This window comes from uncultured Polaribacter sp. (assembly GCF_947497125.1).
Taxonomy (GTDB): domain Bacteria; phylum Bacteroidota; class Bacteroidia; order Flavobacteriales; family Flavobacteriaceae; genus Polaribacter.
Map to the genome: position 1 here is coordinate 300,907 of NZ_CANMFI010000001.1, position 15,146 is coordinate 316,052.

The window sequence follows — 15,146 nt, forward strand, 5'->3', positions numbered from 1 at the left end:
TTTTCGTAGCATTTACAGTCATACAAATTATTTATTATTTGTTCTTTTCTTCAATCTTATTTCATAAAGATGTAATCGAAAAAGGCGTTTCTTTACCTGTTTCAGTTATTATTTGTGCTAAAAATGAAGCCAAAAACCTCAGTTCTTTTCTACCTTATATATTAGAACAATCTTATTCAAATTTTGAAGTTATTTTAATTAATGATGCCTCTTCTGATGCAACCCTTGAGGTGATGCAGTCTTTTAAAAAAGAGAATGAACGAATTACGATAATTGATGTAAAAAATAATGAAAGTTTTTGGGGAAATAAAAAATATGCATTAACACTAGGTATTAAAGCTGCAAAAAACAATCATTTACTATTTACAGATGCCGATTGTAAACCTCTTTCTAAAAATTGGATTACTACTATGGTACAAAAATTTAAAACAGAAAAAACAATTGTTTTAGGCTATGGTAAATACAAAGCAGAAAAAAGTATTATAAATCTACTGGTTAGGTATGAGACCTTATTAACTGCCATGCAATATTTTAGTTATGCTAAAATTCAATTTCCTTACATGGGTGTTGGTAGAAATTTAGCCTATACAAAAGATACGTTTTTTAATGTAAATGGTTTTATAAGTCATATTCAGCTAAAATCTGGTGATGATGATTTATTTATACAAGATGCTGCAAATAAAGAGAATACAACAATTTCTATGTCTAAAAGTAGTTTTACAGAGTCTTTAGCACCGACAACTTTTAAGCAATGGTTTCTTCAAAAAAGAAGACATGTATCTACTGCAAAACACTATAAGTTTAAGCACCAATTTTTTTTAGCACTATTTTATATTTCTAAATTATTATTTTATTTAATGGGTAGTGTGTTATTATTTTTTAATCCGTTAAAAATTTTAGTATTCATATTAACTTATTACCTAGTTCAGATATTGGTTACTTATTTTTCTGCTAAAAAGTTAGAAGAACCAAAGGTGGCATTATTTGCTCCTTTTCTAGAAATAGGACTCTTATTATTTCAGTTATCAATATTTATTACTAATTTGACCTCAAAACCAACTCATTGGAAATAAGTGAAAATAAATTAAGTTTAAATATAACTAATGCCAAGCAAGGCGATCAAGCGGCATTTAGGTATTTATTAAATTCTTTTTGGGGTGCTGTATATGCCTATCAATTAAAAAGAACACAGAGTGAAAATGATGCAGAGGATATTACCATTCAAACGTTTTCTAAAGCTTTTGATAAAATTGAAACTTATGATGAAAAGTATGTATTTAAGACATGGTTAATTGCCATTTCTAAAAATGTTCATATCGATTTGTTAAGAAAAAAGTCTATTTCTATTTCTGCTGATAATTCTAAAGAGCATGAAAAAAAAGTCTATTTAATTGTAGATGAAAGCCCTACGCCCGAAGACAAAATTATAACCGAACAAAATTTAGCTAAATTATTAAGAGATATTAAACAGTTAAAGCCCAAGTACCAAGAGGTCATACATTTAAGATACTTTCAAGAATTAAGTTATAAAGAAATTTCTAAACAAATAGATGAACCTATGAATAATGTGAAAATTAAGCTTTTAAGAGCAAAAAAATTACTTGCAGAAATTATTAAAAAGTCTTAAAAAATAGATTATTTCTAATGATTAGTTAGTTTTAGATTCTCAATTTAAACTTCATTTAAATTCTATAAATTACTGTTGATTATTTTACGTAATTTTGAAATATTAAAGTAATTTTTTAATCACTTTTAGTGAAAATGCACTTCATAGACGTTATACTTCCCATACCCATTCAAAAAACATTTACATATGCTGTAACTGAAGAAGAAGCTGTATTTTTAAAAAAAGGAATGCGTGTTGCGGTATCATTTGGTAAAACTAAAATGTATACTGCATTGGTGCTAAATATACATCAAACTAGTCCCGTTTTATATGAAGCAAAAGACATTCATCAAATTTTAGATGAAACGCCTCTTGTAAATGAAAAACAGCTAAAACATTGGCAATGGATTGCCGACTATTATATGTGCTCTTTAGGCGATGTATATAGAGCAGCACTACCCTCTTCTTTTTTATTAGAAAGTGAAACAATTATTTTTAAAAATAAATCTTTTTCTGATGAAAGTATTTTAACTGATAACGAGTATCTAATTTTTGAAGCATTGAGTAATCAATCTCAATTAACAATACATCAAGTTTCTAGTATTTTAGGAAAGAAAAAAGTAATGCCTATTGTTAATGAGTTGATTAATAAAGAGGTAATTACTATTAAAGAAGAAATATATGAACAGTACAAACCAAAATTAGTAAAATATGTTCGTTTACATGCTTCTCATTCTTCAGACACATCTTTAGAGATATTGCTAAATACATTGGCAAGAGCAAAAAAACAGCGTGAAGTTATTTTATGCTTCTTTCAGCTAATGAGTGCTAAAAAACCAATAAAGGTAAAAGAGTTAGAAGAAAAATCGAATGTTTCTAGTTCTATAATAAAATCTTTAGTAGATAAAAATATCTTAGAATTCTATACAATTCAAACCGATAGAATTCAATTTAATGGAGATACAAACGACTTAAAAAAGTTGAATACCCATCAAGAGAAAGCTCTTACTGAAATAAAAGAGAGTTTTAAAGACAAAGATGTTACTTTGTTGCATGGTATTACAAGTTCTGGTAAAACAGAAGTATATACAAAGTTAATTAAAGAAGTTTTAGACCAAGGCAAACAAGTACTATTCTTATTACCAGAAATTGCGTTAACTACTCAAATTATAACTCGTTTGCAGTTTTATTTTGGAGAACAAATTTCTGTTTTTCACTCTAAATATTCATTAAATGAACGTGTAGAAGTATGGATTAATATTTTAGAAAATAAGTCTAAAGCAAAAATTATTTTAGGAGCTAGATCTTCTATTTTTTTACCATTTTCTAATCTAGGATTGATTGTTGTTGATGAAGAACATGAAACTTCTTATAAGCAATTTGAGCCATCACCTAGATATAATGCTAGAGATGCAGCCATTGTTTTAGCTAAGATTCATGGTTCTAAAATACTTTTAGGGTCTGCTACTCCATCTTTAGAAAGTTATTTTAATGCCCAACAAAATAAATATGGTTTTGTGTCATTAAATAAACGTCACGGAAATGTTTTGTTGCCAAAAATTGAGTTAATAGATGTTAAAGAAAAGCAACGAAAAAAGGAAATGTCTGGTCATTTTTCTGATCGATTACTTACTTTAATTCAAGAAGCATTAGATTTAAAAGAACAGGTTATATTATTTCAAAATAGGCGTGGTTATTCGCCAGTAGTAGAGTGTAACACTTGTGGTATTTCTCCGCAATGCCCAAATTGTGATGTTAGTTTAACCTATCATAAATTTAAGCATGAACTTCGTTGTCATTATTGCAACTATCAAAGAGCAATGCCAAATAGTTGTGGTGCTTGTGGCAGTAACACACTAGATAATAAGGGCTTTGGAACAGAGCAAATAGAGTTAGAACTAAAAACATTGTTTCCAAATTATAATATTGGCAGAATGGATTTAGATACCACAAGAGGTAAAAATGGGTATCAAAAAATTATAGGTTCTTTTGAGAATAAAGAAATAGATATTTTGGTTGGTACACAAATGCTTTCTAAAGGATTGGATTTTGAGAATGTTTCTTTAGTAGGTGTTTTAAATGCCGATTCTATGCTTAATTTCCCAGATTTTAGAGCCCATGAACGTGCCTATGATATGATGGTACAAGTATCTGGTAGAGCTGGTAGAAATAAAAAACAAGGTAATGTAGCCATACAAACTTACAATCCTTATCATAAAATACTACAGCAAGTTTCTACAACAAACTATACAGAAATGTATAAAGAACAATTGCAAGAAAGGTGGCAATATAAATACCCACCTTATTATAGATTGATAAAAATAACCTTAAAACATAGAGATTACACAAAAGTTGATAATGGTGTTAATTGGTTGTTTAAAGCTTTATATAGCTCTTTCGGAGAACATGTTTTAGGACCAACAACGCCTGTTGTATCAAGAGTTAGAAATCAATATATAAAAAATATTGTCATTAAAATTCCACCAAAGCAACACTTGTCAAATACGAAACAACAACTTCAAAAAATTAAAAACACTTTTGAAGCTGTTAAAGATTTTAGACCAATTCGTTTTATTATAGATGTTGATGCTTATTAAAACCTAATGGTTAATAATTTCTGTATTGTTTGGTTTCGTTAAATACATGCTCTAATATTTTTTGCTCCTTTTCATCAAAAATAAGATTTCTACGTTTCATTACCATTGTAGCAACTTCTGCAACTTTATTAGTTTTGTATTCCGTAAAACCAGCAGCACCACCCCAACTAAAAGAGGGTATAAAGTTTCTTGGAAAACCACTTCCAAAAAGATTAGCACTAACGCCAACTACTGTCCCTGTATTAAACATGGTGTTAATTCCGCATTTAGAATGATCTCCCATCATTAATCCACAAAATTGTAAGCCAGTATTGGTAAAACGTCCTGTTTCATAATTCCATAACTTAACATCTGCGTAATTATTTTTTAAATTAGAATTATTGGTGTCTGCGCCTAAATTACACCACTCTCCAATAACAGAATTACCCAAATAACCATCATGGCCTTTACTAGAATAACCAAATAAAACACTGTTACTAACCTCGCCTCCTACTTTACAAAAAGGTCCTAAAGTTGTACCTCCATAAATTTTGGCACCCATTTTTAATACCGCATCTTCACACATTGCAAACGGACCTTTTACAGCAGAGTTTTCAAGAATTGTGGCGTTTTTTCCAATATATATTGGACCAGAAGAAGCATTTAAAATAGCAAAAGTTATTTCTGCACCTTCTTCAATAAAAATATTTTCTTTATTAATATACCTTGTTCCTTCTGGTATTGGTTCAGAAGTTCTACCTTCTGTAATTAAATCAAAATCTTGCTGAATGGCTTTTTCGTTTAAAGCAAAAATATCCCAAGTGTTTTTAATTTGCAAAAGCGGTGATTCGAATTCTATATGCTGGTAGGTGTCAAAATCTACTTCTTCTTGAGTATCTAAAGTATAAAAAGCAATAACATCATCTCCTTTAAAAATAGCTTCATTTTCAGAAAGATTTTTAATTTTACCAACAAGTTCTTTAGTCGGACAAAAAGAAGCATTTATCAAAATATTTCTTTCCATTTCTACCATCGGATACTTTTCTTCTAAGTATTCTTCTGTTATTGTAGTTGTAGTTAAACCTAAATGTTTCTCCCATTTTTCTCTTAAGGTTAAAATACCAACTCTAATATCTGCAACTGGTCTTGTGTAAGTAAATGGTAAAAGAGCATTTCTAACAGCTCCATCAAATAAAATATAGTTCATTTTTTTATTTTTAACTGTCACAAATTTACTTTAAATATAAGCAGTATAAAAGTAAAAAATATAATTGTATTTTTGAACGACCAATAGCTATCAATTATTAAAATACACGCAATGTCTAGTTTCAAACACATATCAGCATCTCAAATTACAATTACAGAATTAATGTTGCCTTCTCATTCTAATTTTAGTGGAAAAATTCATGGGGGACATATATTAAATTTAATGGATCAAATTGCTTTTGCTTGTGCATCTAAACATTCTGGTTATTATTGTGTAACAGCCTCTGTAAATAAAGTAGATTTTTTAAACCCAATAGAAGTAGGAGAACTTTTAACCTTAAAAGCTTCTATAAATTATACTGGTAGAACCTCTATGGTTGTTGGTTTAAGAGTAGAGTCTGAAAACATTAGAACTGGTAAAATAACACATTGTAATTCTTCTTATTTTACCATGGTTGCTAAAGATGATGATGGTAAAAGCGCTGCTGTACCTGGTATAATTTTAACCTCTAAAGAAGAAATTAGACGATTTGCTAGAAGTATTACTAGACAAAATGAAGGGAAAAATAGAACTTCTAGATTTAACAGTAAAACGTTTAAAGTTGATAAATTTATTCACTTATTAGAAAAAAGTAACTCTAAAATTGAGTTTAAATAAGCTTTCTTCTAGCGACCACTTTTAGTATAAAAACTAGAGACTGTATCTGTAATTAATAAGTTTTATATAGAAATAATATAGGGTGTTTTAATTATTTTCTTTTGATTTTAACTTGATAACATGACCAATAATCAACGTTAAAAAACTTAAAATCCATAAGTAATACCCAATTTTATAGCCAGTTATTTCTCTAATGTTTCCTGCTTCATCAACAATAATTTCATCAAAAAACACAAAACTAACTCCAATTAAGAATGCTAAAATACTGGTAATCAAAGAAAATTTTGTTTTTCTATAAGTAATCCACGAAATTAAAATAATTGGGTTTGCCAACCATGTTAAGCAAGGACCTCCAATAAATATTCCAAAAATTCCAGATATTAAAACGGCCAAACCACTCCATTCACTTCCACAATCATAATTTGTACAATAAACTCTTTGAGAACAAGCAAGCATAAAAAGTAGTATGCTAATGAGTAAAAAAATATCGGGTATTTTATGTTTTAAGTTAGACATATTTTAAAATTTATATTTTACTAATTTAAGAAAAAATAAAAATTATCTGTTTGCCTGTTGTTTATTCTTTCAATTCTTTAAACTTTCTAGTACCTTCATACAACTCATATTTTACAAATTTACAATTAAGGTCACCGTTTTTTAGAGCTATTCTTCTAGAAGTTCTTAAGCCAACCGCTTTTAGAGCGTCTATATCTGAGGTTATTAACCAAGCTACAGAACCTGGATAATTATGTTTTAGCGTATCGCCTATTTTTTTGTAAAACTCTTCTGTATCAATGTTTAATCGTTCTCCGTAAGGCGGATTAAATAAAATGGTAGTATTACCAAACACCTCTTTTTTAGAGTTAAAAAAGTTAACATGGTGCACTCCAATAAATTCATCTAAATTGGCATTTTCTATGTTTGCTTGTGCTTTTTTAACCGCCGAAGGAGCTTTATCAAAGCCCATAATTTTAAAATGTGATGAGCGTATTTTTTTTAACAAAGAATCTTGAATTAAAAAATATAAATCTTCATCATAATCTTTCCAATTTTCAAAAGCAAAAAGTTTTCTATTAATATTTGCAGGAATATTATTGGCAATCATTGCAGCTTCTATCAAAATTGTACCAGAACCACACATTGGGTCTATAAAGTTTTCATCACCTGTATAACCAGATAATAATACCATACCAGCAGCCAAAACCTCGTTTATAGGAGCAATATTGGTTGCAGTTCTATAGCCTCTTTTATGTAAAGAATCTCCTGATGAATCCAAAGAAATTGTTAACCATTCTTTATGAATATGGATGTGAATTTTTAAATCAGGGAAATCTAAATCTACATTAGGCCTTTTACTATATTTATGTCTAAAGTAATCTGCAATAGCATCTTTAGATTTTAAAGAGATGTAATGAGAATTAGACGTAAAATTTTTAGAGTTTACAACAGCACCAATTGCAAAACTACCTTCTATTTCTAAATAATTTTCCCATTTTATTTTCTGTATTGCCTCGTATAAATCTTCTTCATCGTAAATTTTACAAGTTTTAATTGGTTTTAAAATTCTTACAGCAGTTCTTAAAGCAATATTTGCCTTGTACATAAAACCTTTATCGCCTTTAAAAGAAACACTTCTAATGCCTTCTTTTACATCTTGCGCCCCTAGGTTTTTTAATTCATCTGCTAAAACACCTTCTAAACCAAAAAGTGTAGTGGCTGTCATTTTAAAATCGTTATTCATACTCATAAAATTAGCCACAAAAATACATTTTATTAATAGGAATATTAGTTCTAGCACTCTTTTTATTAAGCTGTAATACTTTTTTTATTTTTCTGTTAATCAACTATAACAATAAAATGAAAGAATAAGTATGAAAACGAATTTTTTGAAAGGTAAGATTTAGTTACTTTTACAACTTTTAATAAATTAAAATAACATCTTGCAAGTATATGAGTAGTAAAAAAGAAGATTGGTTTACAGATTGGTTTAACACTTCTTATTATCATATTTTATATAAAGATAGAAATGACGCAGAGGCAGAATTATTTATGAAGAATATTACTTCATTTTTAAATTTGCCAACAACAGCACATATTCTAGATTTACCCTGTGGTAAAGGGCGTCATGCTGTTTTTTTAAATTCTCTTGGATACAAAGTTACTGGTGTAGATTTAGCAGTAAATAGTATAAAGGAAGCAAAAAAATATGAAAATGAGACCTTACAATTTAAGGTGCATGATATGCGAGATTCTTTAAACTGTTCTTATGATGCAATTTTTAATTTATTTACAAGTTTTGGTTATTTTGAAAATGATATTATTGATATTAAAATTTTAGAAGAAATTAAAAAAGGTATAAATAATAACGGTTTTTTTGTGTTTGATTTTCTAAATGCCGAAAAAGTAAAAAAACAGCTTGTTTCATCAGAAATTAAAACGGTTGATACGATTAGTTTTAATATTAAAAGAGAAATTAAAGATGGTTTTATCTTAAAACACATTAATTTTTTTGCAGATGAAAAGCAGCATTTTTTTACAGAACGTGTAAAATATTTAGATTTAGAAAAAATGACTGATTATTTAAAAAAAGTTGGTTTTAAAATTGAGCATATTTTTGGAGATTACACTCTTAATCAGTTCGATTCTAAAACATCTAATCGTTTAATTATAGTTGCAAGATAATGAGTTACATATTATTGTTTTTATCTGTTATAGTTGGTGTTGTACTTGTTTTTATTAAAAAACCTAGTACTAAAATAGTACGTCTTTTATTAGCTTTTAGTGGTGCCTATTTATTATCTGTAACCATTTTACATTTACTACCAGAGGTTTATTCTGAAGCTACAGATTTTAAGAAAATTGGTGTATTTATTTTAGTAGGTATTATTTTACAATCGGTTTTAGAGTCTTTTTCTAAAGGCGCTGAACATGGTCATATTCACATTCATTCTGATGGTAACAAATTTCCGGTCTTACTATTTATAAGTCTTTGTTTGCATGCTTTTTCTGAAGGTTTACCAATACACAATGCAAATGATAATTTATTGTGGGCAATTATTGTTCACAAAATTCCGATTGCAATTGTATTATCAACTTTTTTGATACACACCAATTATTCTAAAAAAACAATAGTTACTTTTTTATTCTTTTTTGCAGTTATGAGTCCTTTAGGAGTCTTGATAGGAGATAAAATTGAGTTTTTTAACAATTACAACAAAGAAATTACAGCTTTAATTATTGGTGTTTTCTTACACATTTCTACCATTATTCTTTTTGAAAGCTCTGAAAATCATACATTTAATTTGCAAAAATTTACAGCAATATTAATAGGTATTTTATTAACCTTCTTTACATTGTAAAATAACAGATTTAATTTGCTACTTCGTTGATAAATTTAATTCTCATTAAACGTAGTTCTTCCTCATCATAATCACCATCAAACTCATCTAAAGCCACTTGTATTTTATCAGTGTCAGCTTCCATAAAGTAATCAAATATTTCTTCTTGTTGATCTTCATCTAATAAATCATCTAAAGAATAATCGATATTTAGTTTAGTACCAGAAAAGATTATCATCTCCATTTCTTTAATAAGCGCACTCATTTCTAGTCCTTTAGATTTTGCAATATCTATTAGAGGTAGTTTTTTATCTGTATTTTGTATGATAAATAATTTAAGTCCAGAATTGTTACCTGTACTTTTTACAATTAAATCATCAGGTCTTAAAATATCATTTTCTTCAACATATTTTTCGATAATCTTTATAAACTCTTTACCAAATTTTCTAGCCTTACCCTCTCCTACGCCATGAACAGTAGAAAGTTCTGCTAAAGAAATTGGGTATTTTAAAGCCATATCATCTAAAGATGGATCTTGAAAAACAGCAAAAGGTGGCACACCTTGTTTGGTTGCAACACTTTTTCTTAAATCCTTTAGTAGTTTTATTAATTTTTGATCTGTTACGCCTGCAGCAGACTTTGTATTTGTGATAATGGCACTATCATCATCTTCATTGTAAGTATGATCTTCTGTCATTAAAAAAGAATGCGGGTTGTCTATATATTGATTTCCCTTATCAGTCAGTTTAACAACACCATATTGTTCTATTTCTTTTTTAATTAAATTAACTACTAAAACTTGCCTAATTAAGGCCATCCAATACAAAGCAGATTTCTCTTTACCACTTCCAAAAAATGGCTGTAAATGAGTTCTATGTGAAGTTAAAAGGGCATTTTCTTTACCAATGATAGTATTAACAACTTCTTTCGCTTTGTACTTTTGAAGTGTCTTTTTTATAACTTTTAGTAGTAGTTGAACATCTTCTTTAGCTTCATGCTTTTTCTTTGGATTTTTTGTATTGTCATCCATATCAGCACCATCACCATTTACTTCATCAAACTCTTCGCCAAAATAATGTAATAAATACTTTCGCCTATTCATAGAAGTTTCTGCATAACCAACAACTTCCTGTAATAATGCATGACCAATTTCTTGTTCTGCAATAGGCTTACTAGCCATAAATTTTTCTAGTTTTTCGATATCTTTGTAAGCATAAAAAGCCAAACAATACCCTTCTCCATCATCTCTACCTGCTCTTCCGGTTTCTTGATAATAGCTTTCTAAACTTTTAGGAATGTCGTGATGAATTACAAACCGAACATCTGGTTTGTCAATTCCCATACCAAAAGCAATAGTAGCAACCACTACATCACAATCTTCCATTAAAAACATATCTTGATGCTTTGCTCTTGTTTTTGCATCTAAACCAGCGTGGTAAGGAAGTGCTTTAATGCCATTAACTTGAAGTATTTGAGCAACTTCTTCAACTTTTTTACGACTTAAACAATAAATAATGCCCGATTTTCCCATTCGTTGTTTTACAAAACGGATGATATCTTTGCCTACATCTTTTGTTTTTGGCCTAACTTCATAAAATAAATTTGGTCTGTTAAAAGAAGCTTTAAACCTATTTGCATCTGTAATGCCAAGTGTTTTTAAAATATCTTCTTGTACTTTTTCTGTAGCAGTAGCTGTTAAACAGATAACAGGTACATTGTCTATGGCTTTAATTATGTGTTTTAAGTTTCTATATTCAGGTCTAAAATCATGCCCCCATTCAGAAATACAGTGGGCTTCATCAATGGCTACAAAAGATATTTTTTGAGTTCTTAAAAAAGTTACATATTCTTCTTTAATTAAAGACTCTGGTGCTACATATAATAGTTTGGTAATACCATTGTTTATATCTTCTTTTACCTGATTAACTTCAGTTTTATTTAAAGATGAGTTTAATACATGAGCCACACCATTGTGCTCAGATATACCTCGAATTGCATCTACTTGATTTTTCATTAAAGCAATTAAAGGAGAAACTACAATAGCAGTTCCTTCAGACATTAACGCAGGTAGTTGGTAACAAAGCGATTTACCACCACCGGTAGGCATTATTACAAAAGTATTGTTATTGTTTACAATGCTTTTTATTACCTGCTCTTGTAATCCTTTAAACTTATTAAAACCAAAGAATTTTTTAAGAGAATCATATAACTCCATCTTCTAGAAATATTTATTTAACATCAATCAACTTACAAACCAATGAATAAGTTTGTTCAAACTATTATTTGTAGTAAATTTGCTTGTTTACTATACCAAGGTATAACTTTTTTTATTCTGATAAAAACAAAACGATTGAAAGATATAAACACCATTATTAAAACAGCAAAAGAAACAATATTAATTGAAAGCAATGCCATTGCTAATTTAGCCAATTTAATTGATGACAATTTTGACAAAGCCGTAAGATTTATTTTAAATGCTAACGGAAGAGTTATTGTTACTGGTATTGGTAAAAGTGCAAATATAGCTACCAAAATCGTTGCTACTTTAAATTCTACAGGCACACCAGCAATTTTTATGCATGCTGCAGATGCCATACATGGAGATTTAGGAAACGTTCAGGATGAAGATGTGGTAATATGTATTTCTAAGAGTGGTAATACACCCGAAATTAAAGTTTTAGTGCCATTAATTAAAAATTATGGCAATAAAATTGTGGCAATTACAGGTAATATTTCTTCTTATTTAGGCGAAAATGCAGACTTTACTCTTAATGCTTTTGTAGAAAAAGAAGCTTGCCCTAATAATTTAGCACCTACTACAAGTACAACGGCACAGTTGGTGTTAGGTGATGCTTTAGCGGTTTGTCTACAAGAATTAAGAGGCTTTACAAGTAAAGATTTTGCAAAATATCATCCAGGAGGTGCTTTGGGGAAACGTTTGTATTTAAGAGTATCAGATTTATTAAAAGATAATCAAGTACCAAGAGTAAATAAAGAAGATAGTATTGCAACTGTTATTTTAGAAATTTCAGCAAAAAGATTGGGCGTAACTGCGGTTGTTGAAAATGATATTGTTGTAGGTATTATTACAGATGGTGATATAAGAAGAATGCTATCTAAAACAACAGATATTACAACTTTAGTTGCAAAAGATATTATGGGCGCTAACCCAAAAACCATAAAAGAAGATGCAATGGCTATTGATGCTCTAAATACTATGGAAAACAATAGCATTACGCAGATATTAGTAACAAACGATTCGGATAAATACTTAGGTGTTGTTCATTTACACGACTTAATTAAAGAAGGTATTTTTTAATGAAAGAGAAACAAAAAGAAATGTCTTTTTTAGGGCATCTAGAAGAGTTAAGATGGCATCTTGTTAGAAGCGCATCTGCTATTTTAATCATAGGTATTTTAATCTTTATTTTTCAGAAAGAAGTCTATGAAAATTTTTTATTGGCACATAGAAAACCAGATTTTATTACCTATCAATTATTTTGTGATTTTTTTAGTTTTCTTGGCTTAGATAGTAGTTTCTGCAACGTTACATTTAAAGATAACTTAATAAGTTTAAAGCCTACTCAACAATTAATGAATGCAATTTGGTCCTCATTAATATTGGGCATCATACTTTCGTTTCCTTATTTGTTATGGGAAATTTGGCGTTTTATTGCACCAGGATTAACTAAAAATGAAGTAAATAAGTCTAAAGGATTTATTTTTGTAGCGTCTTTTTTATTTTTCTGCGGAATCGCTTTTAGCTTTTATGTAATTGCTCCGATCTCTATTCATTTCTTATACAACTATCAAATAACAGATCTTATACAGAATAATTTTACAATGGACTCTCATATTGGTTTGGTAACAAATATGTTACTAGGAGTTTCTATTTTATTTGAATTGCCTGTTTTAATATTTTTCTTAACTAAAATAGGATTGGTTACCCCTACTTTTTTAAAAAAATATAGAAAGCATGCCTTGGTTGTAGTACTTATTTTAGCGGCTATTATTACTCCGCCAGATATTGCTAGCCAAGTTATTGTAGCAATACCTATTTTAATATTATATGAAATAAGTATAAAAGTTTCTAAAATTGTCATCAAAAAACAAAAAAATAATGCATCCTAAAGTACAAGAGTTTAACGATTATCGTCAAAAAATGAATGATAAAATTTTATCATCAGACAATAAAGTATTAAAAAGAATATTTAATTTAGATACCAACACTTTTAAAGAGGCTCATTTACCAGTAAAAACTAAAGAGCTTTTAGGATTGGTAGCTTCTGCTGTGTTAAGGTGTGATGATTGTGTGCAATATCATTTAGAGGCTGCAATGAAGAACGGAGTTACTAAAGAAGAAATGATGGAAACAATGTCTATAGCCACTTTGGTTGGTGGTACAATTGTAATTCCGCATTTAAGAAGAGCCGTTGAATATTGGGAAGCATTAGAAAGTGAAATCTAAATTTTTATAACCTTATTCAAGTACTTTTACAATGAATATTAATTTACACATTTTTTACTAATTATGATTTTAAGAGCAGATAATATTCAAAAAATTTACGGAAGTAGAAAAGTAGTTCAAGGAATTTCTTTAGAAGTTAAGCAGGGTGAAATTGTAGGACTTTTAGGACCAAACGGAGCAGGAAAAACAACTTCTTTTTACATGATTGTTGGAATGGTTAAACCCAATGGTGGCTCTATATTTTTAAATGATAAAGAAATTACAAATGATGCAATGTATAAGCGTGCCGAAAAAGGCATTGGTTATTTAGCACAAGAGGCCTCTATTTTTAGAAAGTTGTCTGTAGAAGAAAATATTATGTCTGTATTACAATTTACAGACTTATCTAAAAAAGAGCAAAAAATAAAGTTAGAGTCTTTAATTGAAGAGTTTAATATTGGTCATGTTCGTAAAAACAGAGGAGATTTATTGTCTGGTGGCGAAAGACGAAGAACAGAAATTGCACGTTGTTTAGCATCTGACCCAAACTTTATATTATTAGATGAGCCTTTTGCTGGTGTAGATCCTATTGCGGTTGAAGATATACAGAGTATTGTAGCTCAATTAAAAAATAAAAACATTGGTATATTAATTACCGATCATGATGTACAGGCAACTTTAGCCATTACAGATAAAACTTATTTAATGTACAATGGTAGTATTTTAAAAGAAGGAACTCCCGAAGAATTGGCTGCAGATGAAATGGTAAGAAAAGTATATTTAGGAAAGGACTTTGAATTAAAAAGAAAAAAAGTATTTTAAAACTCTTCTTTTAAGAAATTAACTGATTAAAATAATCGAATATTTCTCCTTTAGAAATTGCGCCACCTTTTTCAATTAAATCAAATAACTCACTATTTCTTTTATTGTTATTGTAAGGTTTACTGCCTTTGTAAATAGAAACTGAATTGTCTAATGGGTTTTGCATCAACCACTCAAAACCCTTTTGTTCAAGTAAATTAATGTCCCAACTTATTTCTATTGCAATTCTGTGAATTTCATTTTCTTCACACTTAAATAAATTTAAAGTAGTCTTCGAAAAGTGTTCTATATAATTTGTCTTATTTAGTACATCATCCCAAACCATATCAGAAAAAACATCTAATTGCTTTTCAGCCAACGGCATATTTTCTGCTTTAATAGTGTTCCATTCTTTTATATCAATACTTTGCGTGGCTAAAAAACTAGCAAAATCTTTGTGCAAACTCTCAAATTGTTCTTTAGATAGTTGTCTGTATTTCATATGGTACATTGT

General features: G+C 29.0%; 15 protein-coding genes. 10 read left to right on the top strand and 5 right to left on the bottom strand.

The annotated features are described in order from the left end of the window. Positions 1-38: 38 nt before the first annotated feature. The 3 genes from Q0678_RS01375 (at position 39) to priA (ending at position 4,203) form a co-directional block, all read left to right on the top strand. Positions 39-1,073, top strand: coding sequence for a glycosyltransferase (locus tag Q0678_RS01375; RefSeq protein WP_367181475.1), 1,035 nt, complete (start codon positions 39-41; stop codon positions 1,071-1,073). After that, positions 1,064-1,627, top strand: a complete 564-nt coding sequence (locus Q0678_RS01380; RefSeq protein ID WP_299052855.1) for a sigma-70 family RNA polymerase sigma factor — start codon at positions 1,064-1,066, stop codon at positions 1,625-1,627. The genes Q0678_RS01375 and Q0678_RS01380 overlap by 10 nt, the downstream gene beginning before the upstream one ends. A 134-nt stretch (positions 1,628-1,761) precedes the next feature. Then, a complete protein-coding gene (gene priA, locus Q0678_RS01385; RefSeq protein ID WP_299052857.1) occupies positions 1,762-4,203 on the top strand; it encodes a primosomal protein N' in 2,442 nt (813 codons plus the stop codon). A gap of 10 nt (positions 4,204-4,213) precedes the next feature. On the opposite strand, the gene Q0678_RS01390 is transcribed toward priA, so the two are convergent. Further along, a complete protein-coding gene (locus tag Q0678_RS01390; protein WP_299052860.1) occupies positions 4,214-5,389 on the bottom strand; it encodes a GlmU family protein in 1,176 nt (391 codons plus the stop codon). A gap of 111 nt (positions 5,390-5,500) precedes the next feature. On the opposite strand from Q0678_RS01390, the gene Q0678_RS01395 reads away from it, so the two are divergent. Further along, positions 5,501-6,046: an acyl-CoA thioesterase gene (locus Q0678_RS01395; protein ID WP_299052862.1), complete on the top strand. Its 546-nt coding sequence runs from the start codon at positions 5,501-5,503 to the stop codon at positions 6,044-6,046. An 87-nt stretch (positions 6,047-6,133) separates the two neighbouring features. Here the strand turns inward: Q0678_RS01395 and Q0678_RS01400 are convergent, their stop codons facing one another. Both Q0678_RS01400 and Q0678_RS01405 read right to left on the bottom strand, forming a co-directional pair. Further along, positions 6,134-6,562 carry a hypothetical protein gene (locus Q0678_RS01400; RefSeq protein ID WP_299052864.1) on the bottom strand — a complete coding sequence of 143 codons (429 nt, stop codon included), beginning with the start codon at positions 6,560-6,562 and terminating at the stop codon, positions 6,134-6,136. Positions 6,563-6,623: 61 nt separating this feature from the next. Continuing rightward, positions 6,624-7,787: a class I SAM-dependent RNA methyltransferase gene (locus Q0678_RS01405; protein ID WP_299052866.1), complete on the bottom strand. Its 1,164-nt coding sequence runs from the start codon at positions 7,785-7,787 to the stop codon at positions 6,624-6,626. Between the two features lie 209 nt (positions 7,788-7,996). On the opposite strand from Q0678_RS01405, the gene Q0678_RS01410 reads away from it, so the two are divergent. Together Q0678_RS01410 and Q0678_RS01415 are read left to right on the top strand one after the other, a co-directional pair. Beyond that, positions 7,997-8,728, top strand: a complete 732-nt coding sequence (locus tag Q0678_RS01410) for a class I SAM-dependent methyltransferase (RefSeq protein ID WP_299052868.1) — start codon at positions 7,997-7,999, stop codon at positions 8,726-8,728. Further along, the gene (locus Q0678_RS01415) at positions 8,728-9,405 is read left to right on the top strand and encodes a ZIP family metal transporter (RefSeq protein WP_299052870.1); all 678 of its coding nucleotides are present in this window, start codon (positions 8,728-8,730) and stop codon (positions 9,403-9,405) included. The genes Q0678_RS01410 and Q0678_RS01415 overlap by 1 nt, the downstream gene beginning before the upstream one ends. Positions 9,406-9,415: 10 nt before the next feature. Here Q0678_RS01415 and Q0678_RS01420 read toward each other — a convergent pair whose 3' ends face one another. After that, positions 9,416-11,599, bottom strand: a complete 2,184-nt coding sequence (locus Q0678_RS01420) for an ATP-dependent DNA helicase RecQ (protein ID WP_299052872.1) — start codon at positions 11,597-11,599, stop codon at positions 9,416-9,418. Positions 11,600-11,734: 135 nt separating this feature from the next. Here Q0678_RS01420 and Q0678_RS01425 point away from each other — a divergent pair, with 135 nt between their 5' ends. The 4 genes from Q0678_RS01425 (at position 11,735) to lptB (ending at position 14,653) form a co-directional block, all read left to right on the top strand. Further along, the gene (locus Q0678_RS01425) at positions 11,735-12,703 is read left to right on the top strand and encodes a KpsF/GutQ family sugar-phosphate isomerase (RefSeq protein WP_299052875.1); all 969 of its coding nucleotides are present in this window, start codon (positions 11,735-11,737) and stop codon (positions 12,701-12,703) included. After that, entirely contained in the window at positions 12,703-13,515 is an 813-nt protein-coding gene (tatC, locus tag Q0678_RS01430) for a twin-arginine translocase subunit TatC (protein WP_299052878.1), read from the top strand. The genes Q0678_RS01425 and tatC overlap by 1 nt, the downstream gene beginning before the upstream one ends. After that, complete coding sequence (locus Q0678_RS01435; RefSeq protein WP_299052881.1) at positions 13,505-13,852, top strand: carboxymuconolactone decarboxylase family protein; 348 nt, start codon at positions 13,505-13,507, stop codon at positions 13,850-13,852. The genes tatC and Q0678_RS01435 overlap by 11 nt, the downstream gene beginning before the upstream one ends. 63 nt (positions 13,853-13,915) lie before the next feature. Beyond that, entirely contained in the window at positions 13,916-14,653 is a 738-nt protein-coding gene (gene lptB, locus Q0678_RS01440; RefSeq protein ID WP_299052884.1) for an LPS export ABC transporter ATP-binding protein, read from the top strand. 10 nt (positions 14,654-14,663) lie between these two features. On the opposite strand, the gene Q0678_RS01445 is transcribed toward lptB, so the two are convergent. Beyond that, complete coding sequence (locus tag Q0678_RS01445) at positions 14,664-15,134, bottom strand: DUF6495 family protein (protein ID WP_299052887.1); 471 nt, start codon at positions 15,132-15,134, stop codon at positions 14,664-14,666. Positions 15,135-15,146: the final 12 nt, after the last annotated feature.